This window comes from Arthrobacter sp. Dra40, assembly GCF_059091905.1.
The window spans coordinates 14,812-28,572 of record NZ_JBNHHB010000011.1 but is presented as its reverse complement, the minus strand read 5'-3'; the positions used below and the strand labels follow the sequence as shown (position 1 = coordinate 28,572).

12 protein-coding genes and 2 tRNA genes are annotated in these 13,761 nt (G+C 67.3%); 11 read left to right on the top strand and 3 right to left on the bottom strand.

All coding sequences use genetic code 11. The annotated features are described in order from the left end of the window. Positions 1 to 60: 60 nt before the first annotated feature. On the bottom strand, positions 61 to 468 hold the full coding sequence (locus tag AC5RWT_RS07860; protein WP_494079799.1) for a hypothetical protein: 408 nt from the start codon (positions 466 to 468) through the stop codon (positions 61 to 63). Positions 469 to 681: 213 nt separating this feature from the next. Between AC5RWT_RS07860 and trxA the strand changes: the two genes are divergently transcribed. Next, positions 682 to 1,071 (top strand): thioredoxin, encoded by a 390-nt coding sequence (trxA, locus tag AC5RWT_RS07855; protein WP_494079798.1) that lies wholly within the window; start codon positions 682 to 684, stop codon positions 1,069 to 1,071. A 105-nt stretch (positions 1,072 to 1,176) separates the two neighbouring features. On the opposite strand, the gene AC5RWT_RS07850 is transcribed toward trxA, so the two are convergent. Next, complete coding sequence (locus AC5RWT_RS07850) at positions 1,177 to 2,220, bottom strand: DNA-3-methyladenine glycosylase family protein (RefSeq protein ID WP_494079797.1); 1,044 nt, start codon at positions 2,218 to 2,220, stop codon at positions 1,177 to 1,179. 153 nt (positions 2,221 to 2,373) lie between these two features. On the opposite strand from AC5RWT_RS07850, the gene AC5RWT_RS07845 reads away from it, so the two are divergent. The 7 genes from AC5RWT_RS07845 (at position 2,374) to AC5RWT_RS07815 (ending at position 11,274) form a co-directional block, all read left to right on the top strand. Then, the gene (locus AC5RWT_RS07845) at positions 2,374 to 3,750 is read left to right on the top strand and encodes a cystathionine beta-synthase (protein WP_494079796.1); all 1,377 of its coding nucleotides are present in this window, start codon (positions 2,374 to 2,376) and stop codon (positions 3,748 to 3,750) included. An 11-nt stretch (positions 3,751 to 3,761) separates the two neighbouring features. Further along, the gene (locus AC5RWT_RS07840) at positions 3,762 to 4,922 is read left to right on the top strand and encodes a cystathionine gamma-synthase (protein WP_494079795.1); all 1,161 of its coding nucleotides are present in this window, start codon (positions 3,762 to 3,764) and stop codon (positions 4,920 to 4,922) included. A 119-nt stretch (positions 4,923 to 5,041) separates the two neighbouring features. Then, positions 5,042 to 5,497 carry a VOC family protein gene (locus tag AC5RWT_RS07835; protein WP_494079794.1) on the top strand — a complete coding sequence of 152 codons (456 nt, stop codon included), beginning with the start codon at positions 5,042 to 5,044 and terminating at the stop codon, positions 5,495 to 5,497. A gap of 31 nt (positions 5,498 to 5,528) precedes the next feature. Next, entirely contained in the window at positions 5,529 to 6,188 is a 660-nt protein-coding gene (locus AC5RWT_RS07830) for an MOSC domain-containing protein (RefSeq protein ID WP_494079793.1), read from the top strand. Positions 6,189 to 6,357: 169 nt separating this feature from the next. Beyond that, a complete protein-coding gene (locus AC5RWT_RS07825; protein WP_494079792.1) occupies positions 6,358 to 8,382 on the top strand; it encodes an oxidoreductase in 2,025 nt (674 codons plus the stop codon). Between the two features lie 16 nt (positions 8,383 to 8,398). Then, positions 8,399 to 8,947, top strand: a complete 549-nt coding sequence (locus tag AC5RWT_RS07820) for a PadR family transcriptional regulator (protein WP_494079791.1) — start codon at positions 8,399 to 8,401, stop codon at positions 8,945 to 8,947. Between the two features lie 365 nt (positions 8,948 to 9,312). Further along, positions 9,313 to 11,274: a DEAD/DEAH box helicase gene (locus AC5RWT_RS07815; RefSeq protein WP_494079790.1), complete on the top strand. Its 1,962-nt coding sequence runs from the start codon at positions 9,313 to 9,315 to the stop codon at positions 11,272 to 11,274. 136 nt (positions 11,275 to 11,410) lie between these two features. Here AC5RWT_RS07815 and AC5RWT_RS07810 read toward each other — a convergent pair whose 3' ends face one another. Next, the gene (locus AC5RWT_RS07810; protein WP_494079789.1) at positions 11,411 to 12,211 is read right to left on the bottom strand and encodes a putative protein N(5)-glutamine methyltransferase; all 801 of its coding nucleotides are present in this window, start codon (positions 12,209 to 12,211) and stop codon (positions 11,411 to 11,413) included. A gap of 287 nt (positions 12,212 to 12,498) precedes the next feature. Between AC5RWT_RS07810 and AC5RWT_RS07805 the strand changes: the two genes are divergently transcribed. The 3 genes from AC5RWT_RS07805 to AC5RWT_RS07795 all read left to right on the top strand — a co-directional run bounded on the left by AC5RWT_RS07805 (position 12,499) and on the right by AC5RWT_RS07795 (position 13,745). Next, positions 12,499 to 12,570: transfer RNA gene (locus tag AC5RWT_RS07805), tRNA-Thr, on the top strand. Between the two features lie 57 nt (positions 12,571 to 12,627). Beyond that, a tRNA-Met gene (locus tag AC5RWT_RS07800) sits at positions 12,628 to 12,701 on the top strand. A gap of 135 nt (positions 12,702 to 12,836) precedes the next feature. Beyond that, the gene (locus AC5RWT_RS07795) at positions 12,837 to 13,745 is read left to right on the top strand and encodes a DUF2797 domain-containing protein (RefSeq protein ID WP_494079788.1); all 909 of its coding nucleotides are present in this window, start codon (positions 12,837 to 12,839) and stop codon (positions 13,743 to 13,745) included. The last annotated feature ends 16 nt before the right edge of the window (positions 13,746 to 13,761 follow it).

Sequence of the window (13,761 nt, the reverse complement as noted above, 5' to 3'; positions counted from 1 at the left end):
GAGGCACCAAGCTCCTGGGCAGTATCGCGACCATAAACCCTGCCCCCATCAACCCCGACCTCACGCCGCCTCTGACAGGGGGAGGGGATGGATGTCCCAGAGGAAGCAGTACGTGGTCGGCCCGGAGTTGTGCAGGACGTTGTAGTACAACCACTGCCAGTCGGTTGCGTCGTTGTGGTCGGCCGGAGCAGGTGGACAGTCGGCAGGCGTGTACCACTTTCCATCGCTCCAGATGTAGTGCAGGTCGCCCACGTAAGTGGCTGCGGGCCCGGCGCCGGGCTTGCCATGTGGCAGGCCGATCCTGTCCTTGAGCGAGGCGCCGTCGCCCACGGCGTACAGCTCGTTCTTCGACGGATCATTGGCGAACGGGAGCATGTCGTTCAGCTCGTCCATCAAACCGATGCTCTGGGAGATGGCGGCGTCGAGCTCCAGCCCGGCGGTGACAATCAGCACGGTGCAGCGGTTCATGGCGTTCCCTCCGTTAGCGGTGTCTGGTGGAATCGACCTTAGGTAGCCGGACACTGCCGCCGGAAGCCGCCGGCTCAGGTTGTGGATAACGGCCGGGGTGACCTCAGCCGGCGGGCCGCCGCCGAGCCCACCCCGACTCCGCGGCACGCCGGAGGCTCATGCGCTGAGCGAACACGGGGCGACAGGCGGAAGCCCGGCGCGTAGCGTGGAGGTATGGCAACCATCGATATCACCGAGGCCCAGTTCCCGCAGACCATTGAAGAGAACGACATTGTCTTCGTTGACTTCTGGGCCGACTGGTGCGGTCCCTGCAAGCAGTTCGCCCCCGTCTACGACGCCGCTTCCGAGCAACACGACGACATCGTCTTCGCCAAGGTGGACACCGAAGCCGAGCAGGGCCTCGCGGCAGCCGCCGGAATCACCTCGATCCCGACCCTGATGGCATTCCGCGAAAAGGTGCTGGTGTTCTCCCAGCCCGGCGCACTGAACTCCAGCCAGTTCACCCAGTTGGTGGACGCGGTTAAAGGCCTGGACATGCAGGAAGTCCACGCCCAGGTCGCTGCCCAGCAGCAGTCCGCGCAGGACGGTCAGGCAGCCGAGTAGCGCACGGCAATCACGAACCTCCCGAGGGAGCAGGGCAACGGTCCTGCTCCCTCGGTGCGTTAACGCCTGCACCCTCGGTGACTCGCCCGCTGCGTAATCCCGGGTTCAGTGCCGGCGGTGGTCCTGCGGCGCCAGCCGCGGCCCGAAGGCGGGCTTGCGGAAACCGCTGAGCACCAGCATCCGCACCACCCGTTGCCGGTGCCCCCGCCACGGTTCAAGGAGTTCGAGCATGCCGGCGTCGTCCGTCTTGCGCCCGGTGAGGGCGTAGCCGACAAACGCAGCCAGATGGAAGTCGCCAACCGACACAGAGTCCGGGTCGCCGTGTGTGCGCTGCGCGGTTTCGGCCGCCGTCCACGGCCCGATCCCCGGTATGGTGCACAGCTTGCTCGCCAGTTCCGCGCCGGCCGGCAGCGACGCCAAACGCTCCAGGGCGCCGGCGGAGGAACAGGCGCGCATGATGGTGGCCGAGCGCTTCGAGTCCACCCCGGCGCGGTGCCAGTCCCAGGACGGAATGCGCCGCCAACCGTGGGCGGTCGGCGGGACCATGAGCCCGGCCGGAGCCGGTCCGGGCGCCGGCGTCCCGTGCCGCCGGACCAGGTATTTGTAGGAGTAACGCGCCTCGATGGTGGTGATCTTCTGCTCCAGAATCACCGGCACCAGTTCACCGATCATCCGCCCGGTGGCCGGCAGGCGCAGCCCGGGATGCCGCCGCCGCGGCACACTCACCAGCCGCGGCAGGCCCGCGTGAAACTCCGGTTCGTCAAACCTCGACCAGTCATCGTGGGCCCCCAACAGGGCCGGTAGCCCGGCCAGCGCCTCCTCCGCGCCCGGCCCCCAGGCCTGTCCCAGAACGACGGCGGTGCCCCGGCTGCCTGCCTCGGCTGCGCCTTGGGTGGTTTCGCCTTCCCGAGTAGTGTCGTTCCCCCTGCCGGTTTCGTCTTCCCGGCGCGGCCGGCGGGTGATGCGCAGGGTCGCCGCGCCAGAGGAGGTGTTCAGCGCCAGCCAGGCACCGGCGTCGTCAATCCGGGCGGTGGGATCCTGCTTGCCCCGGGACAGGATGGACAACGTCCCGGGCAGGTCATAGGGCTCCGGGAACTCCACCTCGCTGGTGAGTCCGGTGGCGCCGGACGCAGAGGCAGTGGACAGCATGGATTAATCGTCGCACGCGGGGCGGACAGTTCCGGTCCGGCCGGCTCTCCGGGCGCACCCAAAGGCCAACTCACAGGCCACCCGCAGGTGCCGGCGTGAACCCGTCTTACGTCGGATGTGCCCCGGTCTGGGCTGGCAGGTAGATTTGGGCCCATGAAATATGCCAATTCTGTTCTGGACCTGATCGGCAACACTCCGTTGGTCAAGCTGAACAAAGTGACCGAAGGTATTGCTGCCACCGTCCTGGCGAAGGTGGAGTATTTCAACCCGGGCGGATCGATCAAGGACCGCATCGCGGTGAAGATGATCGAGGAAGCCGAGAAGGACGGGCGGCTGAAGCCCGGCGGCACGGTGATCGAACCCACCAGCGGCAACACCGGTGTGGGCCTGGCCCTGGTGGCCCAGCAGAAGGGCTACAAGTCCATCTTCGTGACCCCGGACAAGGTGGGGCTGGAAAAGCGCGACGTGCTCAAGGCCTACGGCGCCGACGTCGTCGTCACCCCCACCTCCGTGGCTCCGGACAGCCCGGAGTCCTACTACGGCGTCTCCGACCGGCTGGTGACCGAGGTGGACGGCGGCTACAAGCCGGACCAGTTCAACAACCCGGCGGCTCCGGCCAGCCACTATGAGACCACCGGCCCGGAGATCTGGCGCGATACCGACGGCCAGGTCACCCACGTGGTGATCGGCGCCGGCACCGGCGGAACCATCACGGGAACCGGCCGCTACCTGAAGGAAATTTCCGCCGACCGCCCCGGCGGCCCGGTGAAGATCATCGGCGCCGACCCGGCGGGCTCGGTCTACTCCGGCGGCACCGGCCGGCCGTACTTCGTCGAAGGCGTGGGCGAGGACATGTGGCCGGACAACTACGACAAGTCCGTTCCGGACGAGGTCCTGGCCGTCAACGACGCGGAAGCGTTCGCGATGACCCGCCGGCTGGCGCAGGAAGAGGGACTGCTGGTTGGCGGCTCCTCCGGCATGGCCGTGGTGGCGGCGCTGAACGTGGCCAAGGACCTGGGGCCGGACGACATTGTGGTGGTGATCCTGCCGGATTCCGGGCGCGGCTACCTGGGCAAGATCTTCAACGACGAGTGGATGAAGTCCTACGGCTTCATTGCCGGCGGAGAAGAGGCCACCGTGGGCGAGGTGCTGCAGGGCAAGAGCGGCCGGCTGCCGGATCTGGTGCACACCCATCCCTACGAGACGGTGCGCGACGTCATCGAGATCATGAACGAATACGGCGTCTCCGTGCTGCCGGTCCTGTCGCAGGAACCGCCGGTGGTCATGGGCGAGGTGGTCGGCGCCGTGAACGAACGGGACCTGACCGCCAAGCTGTTCAAGAACGAAGCGAAGCTGACCGACAAGATCGGCGACCACCTGGGAGCGGCGATGCCGCTGGTCGGATCGCTGGAGACGGTGTCCGCCGCCCGGGAGAAGCTGCAGGCGGCCGACAGCGTGCTGGTCACGTTGGCCGGAGCGCCGGTGGGCGTGCTGACCCGGCACGACCTGCTGTCCTACCTCACGAGCTGAAGGAGAGAAGAATGAGCGCAGAGAACAACCAGGGTTTTAACACCCGGGCCGTGCACGCCGGCCAGGTGCCGGACGACGCCACCGGCGCGGTGGTGCCCGCGATCTACCAGTCTTCGACCTACGCCCAGGACGGCATCGGCGGGCTGCGCAACGGCTACGAATACGGCCGCGGCACCAACCCCACCCGCGACTCGCTGCAGGTGCAGTTGGCGGCGGTGGAGGGCGGCAAGCACGCGTTCTCGTTCGCTTCCGGACTGGCAGCCGAAGACGCGCTGATCCGCGCACTGCTCGCCCCGGGCGACCACATTGTGCTGGGCAACGACGCCTACGGCGGAACCTACCGGCTGATCAACCGGGTGCTGGGTGCCTGGGGCATCGGCCATACCGTGGTGGACATGTCCGACGCGTCGACAGTCGCCGCCGCGGTCAACGAGCACAAGGCCCGCTTCCTCTGGGTGGAGACCCCGTCCAACCCGATGATGAAGGTCACCGATATCGCCGCGCTGGCAGAACTGGCCCACGCCGCCGGTGCGCTGCTGGTGGTGGACAACACCTTCGCCTCGCCGTACCTGCAGAACCCGCTGGCCTTCGGCGCCGACGTCGTGGTGCACTCGACCACCAAGTACATTGGCGGGCACTCGGACGTGATCGGCGGCGCCGTGGTACTCAACGACGACGCGCTCGCCGAGAAGATCGGCTTCGTTCAGTTCGCCGTGGGCGCCGTGTCCGCGCCGATGGATGCCTTCCTGACCACCCGCGGCCTGAAGACGCTGGGCGTGCGGATGGACCGGCATTCGGCCAACGCTCAGGCCGTGGCCGAATGGCTGCAGGGCCGGTCCGAAGTGGAGGCCGTGTTCTACCCGGGGCTGCCTGAGCACCCCGACCACGAGCTGGCCAAGAAGCAGATGCGCGGCTTCGGCGGCATGGTCTCGGTGTCCTTCACCGGCGGCGAGGCGGCGGCCCGCAAGGTGGCTGAGTCCACCACAGTGTTCACACTGGCCGAATCGCTGGGCGGCATCGAGTCGCTGGTCAACTACCCGTCGGAGATGACCCACGCCTCGGTGAAGGGTACCGAACTGGCCGTGCCGGAGAACCTGATCCGGTTGTCCGTGGGCATTGAGGACATCGAGGACCTGATCGCCGACCTGGAACAGGCCTTCGCCCAGCTCTAGGCGGATCCAGGCGGCTTTTGGCGGGCAGAAGCACTAGACCAGCGGCAGGGGCCTAGGGTCCCGGGCGACCGGGCCGTAGGCCTCTGGCGTGTCCCGGGGCAGAAGAGAATACTGTGCCCATGGATGCGAACAAGCAGTACCTACCGGCCAGCGTTGTCCCCGGTCTGCAGTCGCGCAAGGCGGCCGCACTGATCGATTACCTCACCGGCACCGTCGGGTTTATCGAACACGCCCGGTTCGAAGAACACGGCGTGGTGCTCCACGCCGAGCTGCTGTGGCCGGAAGGCGGCATGGTGATGGTCTCCAGCCACGCAGAAGGCACGCTGTGGGCCCGCGAGCCGGGCTCGGCGCAGCTGAACGTGTACACCCATGATCCTGATGACCTCTATGCCCGGTTGAAGGCCGCGGACGCCTCCATCATCCGCGACCTGCAGGACACCGACTATGGGGACCGCGGCTTTGCGATCAACGATCCGGACGGTAACCTCTGGGCCTTCGGCAGGTACCGCGGGCAGCCGCTGCCCGGCTCCAACGGCGCCAAGGAGCAGGACGTCAGCTACGAAGGCCACGCCTAAGCAGGCACCCGGCTAAACATATGATCACTGCATGAGTTCCGGATCCCTGCTGGCTCTTTGCCGGCTGCACGCACTGAAGCCCGACGCCAGCAAGGTGGGGATCACCGGCATCGACAAACGGCCGGTCGACGGGCGGATCCCGGTCCACTCGATCGGGCTGCGCGCCGATGTCCAAGCGGACCGCAAGAACCACGGCGGGGAGTTCAAGGCCCTCTACGCCTACGCCCAGGAAGATGCCGACGCATGGTCCGCCGAGCTCGGGCGTGACATCCCGCCGGGTCTGTTCGGCGAAAACCTGCGGACCACCGGCGTGCAGGTCAGCGGTGCGCTGGTGGGGGAGCGGTGGCAAATCGGCCCGGAGGTCGTCGTCGAAGTGACCATGCCGCGGATTCCCTGCGCCACCTTTGCCCGGCACATAAACGAGCCCCGGTGGGTCAAGCGCTTCCTGCAGAAAGGAATGCCCGGCGCCTACCTCAAGGTCGTCACAGCCGGCTCCCTTGCCGCCGGCGACAGCATCAACGTCCTCTTCCGGCCGGGGCACGGCGTCAGCGTGGCGGAATCATCGCTGGGGCTCACCCCGGAGCAAGCGCAGGCGCTTCGGACGTCCGAGGCCAACGGCGAGATTGCGCTGCACGGCAACGTCAGCAAGGCGGTCCGCAGGGCTTTGGACCGAGGCCGGGTCCACGTCTGACGGCACGAGCTGCTAACAGATCGGATCCGCGCGCTAGCTGCTGCCGGGCCGCGGTCCAGCCGGCCGGAGTGAATCTTCCACCCGCCTGAAATACACGCCCTGCCACCGCTTGTCCGCTGACCCCCGCCGCCGTAGTCTTTATGCAACTTGTTGTGCAAAGGAGTGCAGTATGGCCCTGGCCTACCCGAAGCTGTTCGAACCGCTGGACCTCGGTTTTACCGTCCTGCCCAACCGGGTGCTGATGGGCTCCATGCACGTGGGGCTTGAGGAGCTGCCCGGCGGATTCGAGCGCATGGCCGCCTTCTACGCCGAACGCGCCCGCGGCGGCGTCGGGCTGATCGTCACCGGCGGCTTCTCCCCGAACGCGGACGGCAGGCTGCAGCCCGGCGGGGCGATGATGACGACGGCGGAAGAGGCTGGCCGGCACCGGACCATCACCGATGCAGTACACGCCGAAGGCGGACGCATTGCGCTGCAGCTGTTGCATGCGGGCCGGTACGCCGCGCACCCAAAGCCCGTGGCGCCCAGCCCGGTGCAGGCTCCGATCAGCCCGTTCAGTCCCCGTGAACTCAGCGAAGAAGACATTGAGCAGACCATCGAGGACTTCGCCGGCGCCGCGGCGCTGGCCCGCGACGCAGGGTACGACGGCGTGGAGATCATGGGCTCCGAGGGATACCTGATCAACGAGTTCATCGTGGCCCGGACCAACCAGCGCACCGACGGCTGGGGCGGCAGCTACGGGAACCGGATCCGCTTCCCGCTGGAGATCGTCCGCCGCATCCGCCAGCGCGTGGGTGAGGACTTCATCATCATCTACCGGTTGTCCATGCTGGACCTGGTGGAAGGCGGGTCCACCTTCGAGGAAGTTGCCCAACTGGCCCGCGGCGTCGAAGCGGCGGGTGCCACCATCATCAATACCGGCATCGGCTGGCACGAATCCCGGGTGCCCACCATCGCCACCTCGGTACCCCGGGCGGGCTTTGCCTGGGTCACCCGCCGGCTGATGGGCGCCGTCGGAATTCCCTTGGTGGCCACCAACAGGATCAACAACCCGGACACCGCCGAGCAGCTCTTGGCCGACGGGTACGCGGACATGGTCTCCATGGCGCGGCCGTTGCTCGCCGATCCGGCGTTTGTGCTGAAGGCGTCGCGCGGACAGGCGGACGACATCAATACCTGCATCGCCTGCAACCAAGCCTGCCTGGACCACACGTTCGCCGGCAAAGTCAGCTCCTGCCTGGTCAACCCGCGCGCCTGCCACGAAACCGAGCTGGTGATCGAGCCGGCGGCTGAACCGAAGACGCTGGCCGTGGTCGGCGCCGGACCCGCCGGCCTGGCCTGTGCCGTGACCGCCGCCGGGCGCGGCCACCGCGTCACGCTTTTTGAAGCTGCGGAGGAAATCGGCGGCCAGTTCAACCTGGCCAAGCAGATCCCCGGCAAGGAGGAGTTCCACGAAACCATCCGCTACTTCGGCCGCCAGCTGGAACTGCTCGGCGTCGAGGTCCGGCTCAAGACCCGGGCGACGGCCGCTGATCTGGCCGGTGGAGAGTTCGACGAGATCATCTTGGCCACCGGTGTGGTGCCGCGGATCCCGGATCTGGACGGCGTGGACCACCCCAGTGTGCTCGGCTACCAAGACGTGCTGCGCGACCACCGGGAGCTCGGCGCAACGGTGGCGGTGCTGGGCGCGGGCGGCATCGGGTTCGACGTCAGCGAGTACATCACCCAAGCAGGTCCCAGCGCCACGTTGGAGCCGGAGCGGTTCCGGGAGCACTGGGGGATCGACGAGGACCCCGCCGCCCGCGGCGGCCTCACTGAACCCCGGCCCGGACGCCCGGCCCGGACGGTCCATCTGCTGCAGCGCAAGGAAGCCAAGATCGGCGCCGGGCTGGGCAAGACCACCGGGTGGATCCACCGGGCGGAGCTGAATAGCCGCGGCGTACACATGATCCCTGCCGTCACCTACCGCAAAATCGACGACGACGGACTGCACCTGACCGTCGACGGCACCGACTCGGTCCTCGCCGTCGACAACGTGGTGCTCTGCACCGGGCAGGAACCGCAGCGGGAGCTGCTGGAAGCGCTGGAGGGCCTGGGCCTGCCGGTCCATCTGGTGGGAGGCGCGGATGTCGCCGCCGAACTCGATGCCAAACGCGCCATCAACCAGGCGAGCCGGCTCGCCGCGGCGCTGTAGCGGAAGAAACCCGACCATGTCCCTGCCGCACGCCATCCTCACCGCGCTGCTGGAGCAACCCGGATCCGGGGCGGAACTGGCCCGCCGCTTCGATAAGTCTTTCGGCTTCTTCTGGCCGGCCACGCACCAACAGATCTACCGCGAACTGGCCAAGCTGGAACGGAACGGGCTGGTCCAGTCCAGCGGCCGCGACTCCAGCCGTGGCCGCGCCAAGGACTACACCGTGCTCGCCGCCGGCCGGAAAGAATTGAGCCGGTGGACGCTGGAACAGCAGGAGCCGCGTCCCGTCCGCGAGGAACTGATGATCCGGCTGCGCGCTTCCTCGGTGCTGGGCGATGCCCCCATCACCGACGAACTCGAGCGGCATCTCGGCCTGCACCGCGCGCAGTTGGCCACCTACCAGCAACTGGACCAACGGGGCACCTGGAACAACGCCAACCGGCTGCAGCGCGCCGTGCTGCAGGCCGGGATCATGTTCGAGCAGACCTGGATCGACTGGGCGGAACAAACGCTGGCGCTGCAGCCTGCGGCGGCGACTGATCGCGCGACCAGCACCCCAAGGTGAGATGCTGTGCCGAACGTCACCGGCCGTCGTCGTGCCTTTCCGCAGAAATGGGCCGCCCGCATGACGTACACTGGATACATCCCCCACTGTCGGTATTCCCTTAGTTCTGCGCGATAATGCCACGTACGGTCTTGTCGAAGCGTCTGATTGGTGTGTGGGTCCGCCTCTAAACGGCGGGCAGTTTCATGTTTGGGAGCGCCGGCTAAAGAAAACGCCGCTAGGTTTCCCCGCAACGTGCGGGCAGCCAGCGAAGCGGCGGAAAGCCCTGCCACGGGATTGTAATAGCGCCGGGCTTTGAGTCAGAGGACCGCGGACATTGATGTGCCGCGGCCACCGGTCCCCAGCTGAATACGAGGAACTGCCCCGTGTCTGAAAACACTGTTAATACCCTGCCCGAAAATACCGACGCCGCTCCGGCCGTCGAAGACGAGAACACCGTACTCTTCACCGACTTCGGCCTCGATGGCCGCGTCCTGGCCGCACTGACCGACGTCGGCTACGAAAAGCCCTCGCCGATCCAGGCCGCCACCATCCCGGTGCTGCTCGAAGGCCGCGACGTCGTGGGCCTGGCCCAGACCGGCACCGGCAAGACCGCTGCCTTCGCGGTTCCGGCGCTGTCCCGGATGGCCGAACTGCCGCCGACCAAGAAGACCCAGATCCTGGTGCTGGCCCCCACCCGCGAGCTGGCCCTGCAGGTGGCGGAGGCGTTTTCCTCCTACGCCGCACACATGGACGATTTCACCGTGCTGCCGGTCTACGGCGGCTCCGCCTACGGCCCGCAGCTCGCCGGACTCCGCCGCGGCGCCCAGGTTGTTGTCGGTACCCCCGGCCGCGTGATCGACCACATCGAAAAGGGCTCGCTGGACCTGTCCGAACTCCAGTACATGGTGCTGGACGAGGCCGACGAAATGCTGCGCATGGGCTTCGCCGAAGAGGTGGACCAGATCCTCTCGAAGACCCCGGAAGATAAGCAGGTTGCCCTGTTCTCGGCGACCATGCCGACCGCCATCCGCCGGATCGCCAAGAAGTACCTGAAGGACCCGGCCGAAATCACGGTCAAGGCCAAGACCACCACGGGCACCAACACCCGCCAGCGCTACCTGCAGGTCATGGGCCCGCACAAGCTCGACGCCATGACCCGGATCCTGGAAGCCGAAGACTTCGACGGCGTGATCGCCTTCGTGCGCACCAAAATGGCCACCGAAGACCTGGCCGACAAGCTCAAGGCCCGCGGCTACCGGTCCGCCGCCATCAACGGCGACATCCCGCAGCAGCAGCGTGAGCGCACCGTCGAGGCCCTGCGCGACGGCAAGATCGACATCCTGGTCGCCACCGACGTTGCCGCCCGTGGGCTGGATGTCGAGCGCATCACCCTGGTGGTCAACTACGACATCCCGCACGACACCGAGTCCTACGTGCACCGCATCGGCCGCACCGGCCGCGCCGGACGCTCGGGTGACGCCATCCTGTTCATGACCCCGCGTGAGAAGTACCTGCTGCGCGCCATTGAGAAGGCCACCCGCCAGCCGGTGGAGCAGATGCACCTGCCCTCCGCCGAGACCATCAATAACCTGCGGATGAGCAAGTTCGCGGAAAAGATTACCGAGACCTTGGCCTCCGAGGACGTCTCGATCTTCCGCGACCTGATCGCGAACTACGAGACCGAGCACGACGTTCCAGCAGCCGAAATTGCCGCTGCCCTGGCCGTCATGGCCCAGGGCGGACGCCCGCTGATGGTCCAGGACCTGCCGGAAGCACCGAAGGGCCAGCGCGAGCGCGCCGGCGGCGGACGCGACAGCATGAATTCGCGCGGCCCGTCCCGCACCTTGACCGAGGGCAACGCCACCTACCGGATCGCCGTCGGGCGCCGCAACCGCGTGATGCCCGGCTCCATCGTCGGCGCCATCGCCAACGAGGGCGGCCTGTCCGCCGCGCAGATCGGCGGCATCGACATCCGCTCGGATCACTCGCTGGTCGAGCTGCCCGCGGACCTGAGCAAGGACCAACTGCGCGCACTGTCCAAGACCCGCATCGGCGGGGAGCTGATCCACCTGGAGCTCGACGCCGGCCGCAAGCCGCGCCAGGACCGCGACGACTTCGGAGGCGGCCACCGCGGCGGCTTCCGCAGCGACCGGGGAGACCGGCCGTTCACCAAGAAGTCGGACGGCGACCGCCCCTACAAGAAGAAGTTTGACGGGGACCGTCCGTACAAGAAGAACGACGGCGAACGCAGCTTCAGCGCCGACCGCGCCGATCGCGGTGGCTTCGGCGGCGACCGCGACCGCAGCTTCGGCGGGCCGCGCAAGCCCCGCCACACCCGCGGCTGATCCAACCCGGATCCTCTAGCCACCCTCCGGGGCATCTGTCATGGACAGGTGCCCCGGAGGCGTTTAACCCGCCTTCCGGCCAGAGCCCAGATAGTGTGACGACAAAGCTGGTGCAGGGGCGTCAGCATCCTCCGCATCAGCGCCTGCTGGAGCTTCTCCGGGTGCCGGAGACCACCGCGGACCCGTGCTCGGCGGAATAGGCCACTGCGGCTGCCAGTCCGCAGCTTTCAAAGATGCCGGAAGCGGCCTCCGCCTGGCGCTCGCTCGTTTCCACCAAGACCGACCCGCCGGGTGCCAACCACTCCGGTGCGCGCGCCGCAACGCGGCGCATGACCGCCAAACCGTCCGCACCGCCGTCGAGCGCCCACGCCGCTTCATGCAGGCGGGCCTCGGCCGGCAGCAGGGCGATCTCCTGTGTCGGAACATAGGGCACGTTGGCGGCCAGGATATCCACCCGGCCCCGCAGTCCCGAGGGCAGCGCGTCGAATAGATCCCCCTCGTGCACCCGCGCGGCCGGCAGGTTCCTGCGCGCACAGGCGGCCGCCGCCGGGTCCACGTCAGCGGCGTGCAGTTCGGCGGGTGCCAGCAGCTTGCCCAGCGCCGCCGCCACGGCCCCGGAGCCGCAGCACAGGTCGACGACCACGGCGGTGCTGGCCGGGGCAAGGTCGGCTGCCCGCTGGACCAGGAACTCTGTTCTCCGGCGCGGGACGAAAACTCCGGGAGCCACGGCAATGCGCAGGCCGCAGAACTCAGCCCAACCCAATACCTGTTCCAGAGGCATGCCGGCAGCGCGCTGTTCCACCCTTGCAGCCAGGACACTCGGGTGACCGCTTTCGGCCAGCAGCAGGTCCGCTTCTTCCTCAGCAAATACGCAGCCCGCGGCACGCAGCCGGGAGACGATTCCATCCCGGGCCGCGGATGACTGGGAAACCTGCATGGGTTCCTTTCGGGTGGTGCCCCCAGACTACCCACAGGCACCCGCTTAACCCCCACTTCCATGTGATCTTGGCTTCACTTTTGGGCTCATTTCCCGCCTCCGCACGTTCCATTCCGCAGCACGACTTCAGTTCTGCTTTCGGCGGCCCAAGGGTCGATTCCACGGGCTAAATCGGTGAACCCGAGGCAGGATCGCAGCCCAACCCCAAGCCTGCGGTGTGGCGTTCACCACGGGTCCTCAATTCGATTTCATCCCGGGGCAAATTGCTGGTAATGTATTTCTCCGTTGCCCCCCTAGCTCAGTGGTAGAGCGCGTTCTTGGTAAGAACGAGGTCACCGGATCGATTCCGGTGGGGGGCTCTGAATGGCAAAGCCCGCGTCTGCGTCGCGAGACGCAGCGCGGGCGCTCCCATTCGTGGCGGTGTAGCTCAGCTGGTTAGAGCGCACGACTCATAATCGTGAGGTCCCCGGATCGAGTCCGGGCACCGCTACAAAGCCTTGAAGGGCCCGATCGGAACTACGGTTCAGGACGGGTCCTTCAGCTTGTTAAAGGGTCTGCCGGTCCGTTGTGCGGCCCGTCTGCCCGCCGGCCCGTGCCGCGCATCCCTTTTACTAGAGTGGACGCCATGCCCGCCCTCTATCTTGTCCACGGCATCGCCTGGACCACTGCGGGGCCCCAGCTGCGCCTGGCATCTCCGGATGGCGCACCGGAGGGCATCCCGGTGAGAGCTGGGACCCGTCTGGGCTTCCGCGTGCTGGATCCACAAGTCTTCTGCCTGGGCGGCCACCGGGTGCATTCCGCAGAGGACCGGACACATGTGCCATGCCGGTTGCAGGCGCCGGCCGAGCGCGGCTACCAATGTGTGAACTGCTTCCTCAACGACGACTTGCGCTTCCTGCATGACAGCCATCGCAGCGGCCGGGCGCCTGAGGGGCTGTTGCTGTACCTCGGGCAGCCACACTGGCTCTACGTGGCGACGTTCGCCAACGGTGCCAGCAAGGTGGGAACGGCGGCCAACATACGGAAGTCGTTGCGGTTGGCCGAGCAAGGCGCCGTGGTCGCACGTTACGTCGCCAAGACGCGTGATGGGCGGGTGGTCCGGGTGCTGGAGGACATGGTTTCTGGAGCTACCGAACTGACGCAAGCCGTGCGTAGCGCCGCCAAGTATGCCGGGCTCCTGACCCCGCTGCCTGCCGACGATCTGGAGCGGATCAATGCGAGCCACGCTGCCACTGTTCGCAACTTGCTGCCTGCCGCTCAACTCGAGGGCTTCGACGTCGTCGACGAACAGTGGCAGCTGCCGGAGCTCGCGGGGCCGGTGTTGGCGGACGGGATCAGGAGGAGCTACCCGGCCAGCTTTGATTCAGGCGACCATGGGCTCACCGTGCAAGGCATGCTGGGCAGCGTCGCGGCTGCGCAACTGACGGAGGGCGGACCGCGCTTCCTGGCGGACCTCGGGAGACTGAAGGGCCGCCGAATCGCGCTGGGGGACTTTGTCTCCGAGCTGCCCGCCATGCAGGAACAACTGTTCTAGCGAAAGATCAGGCTCT

Bases quoted from the DNA above. Each gene is read 5' to 3' on its own strand.
- AC5RWT_RS07820 (WP_494079791.1), top strand. From the start codon at position 8,399: ATGTCCCTGCCGCACGCCATCCTCACCGCGCTGCTGGAGCAACCCGGA.
- AC5RWT_RS07825 (WP_494079792.1), top strand. From the start codon at position 6,358: ATGGCCCTGGCCTACCCGAAGCTGTTCGAACCGCTGGACCTCGGTTTT.
- AC5RWT_RS07860 (WP_494079799.1), bottom strand. From the start codon at position 468: ATGAACCGCTGCACCGTGCTGATTGTCACCGCCGGGCTGGAGCTCGAC.
- AC5RWT_RS07850 (WP_494079797.1), bottom strand. From the start codon at position 2,220: ATGCTGTCCACTGCCTCTGCGTCCGGCGCCACCGGACTCACCAGCGAG.
- trxA (WP_494079798.1), top strand. From the start codon at position 682: ATGGCAACCATCGATATCACCGAGGCCCAGTTCCCGCAGACCATTGAA.
- AC5RWT_RS07835 (WP_494079794.1), top strand. From the start codon at position 5,042: ATGGATGCGAACAAGCAGTACCTACCGGCCAGCGTTGTCCCCGGTCTG.
- AC5RWT_RS07795 (WP_494079788.1), top strand. From the start codon at position 12,837: ATGCCCGCCCTCTATCTTGTCCACGGCATCGCCTGGACCACTGCGGGG.
- AC5RWT_RS07830 (WP_494079793.1), top strand. From the start codon at position 5,529: ATGAGTTCCGGATCCCTGCTGGCTCTTTGCCGGCTGCACGCACTGAAG.
- AC5RWT_RS07810 (WP_494079789.1), bottom strand. From the start codon at position 12,211: ATGCAGGTTTCCCAGTCATCCGCGGCCCGGGATGGAATCGTCTCCCGG.
- AC5RWT_RS07840 (WP_494079795.1), top strand. From the start codon at position 3,762: ATGAGCGCAGAGAACAACCAGGGTTTTAACACCCGGGCCGTGCACGCC.
- AC5RWT_RS07845 (WP_494079796.1), top strand. From the start codon at position 2,374: ATGAAATATGCCAATTCTGTTCTGGACCTGATCGGCAACACTCCGTTG.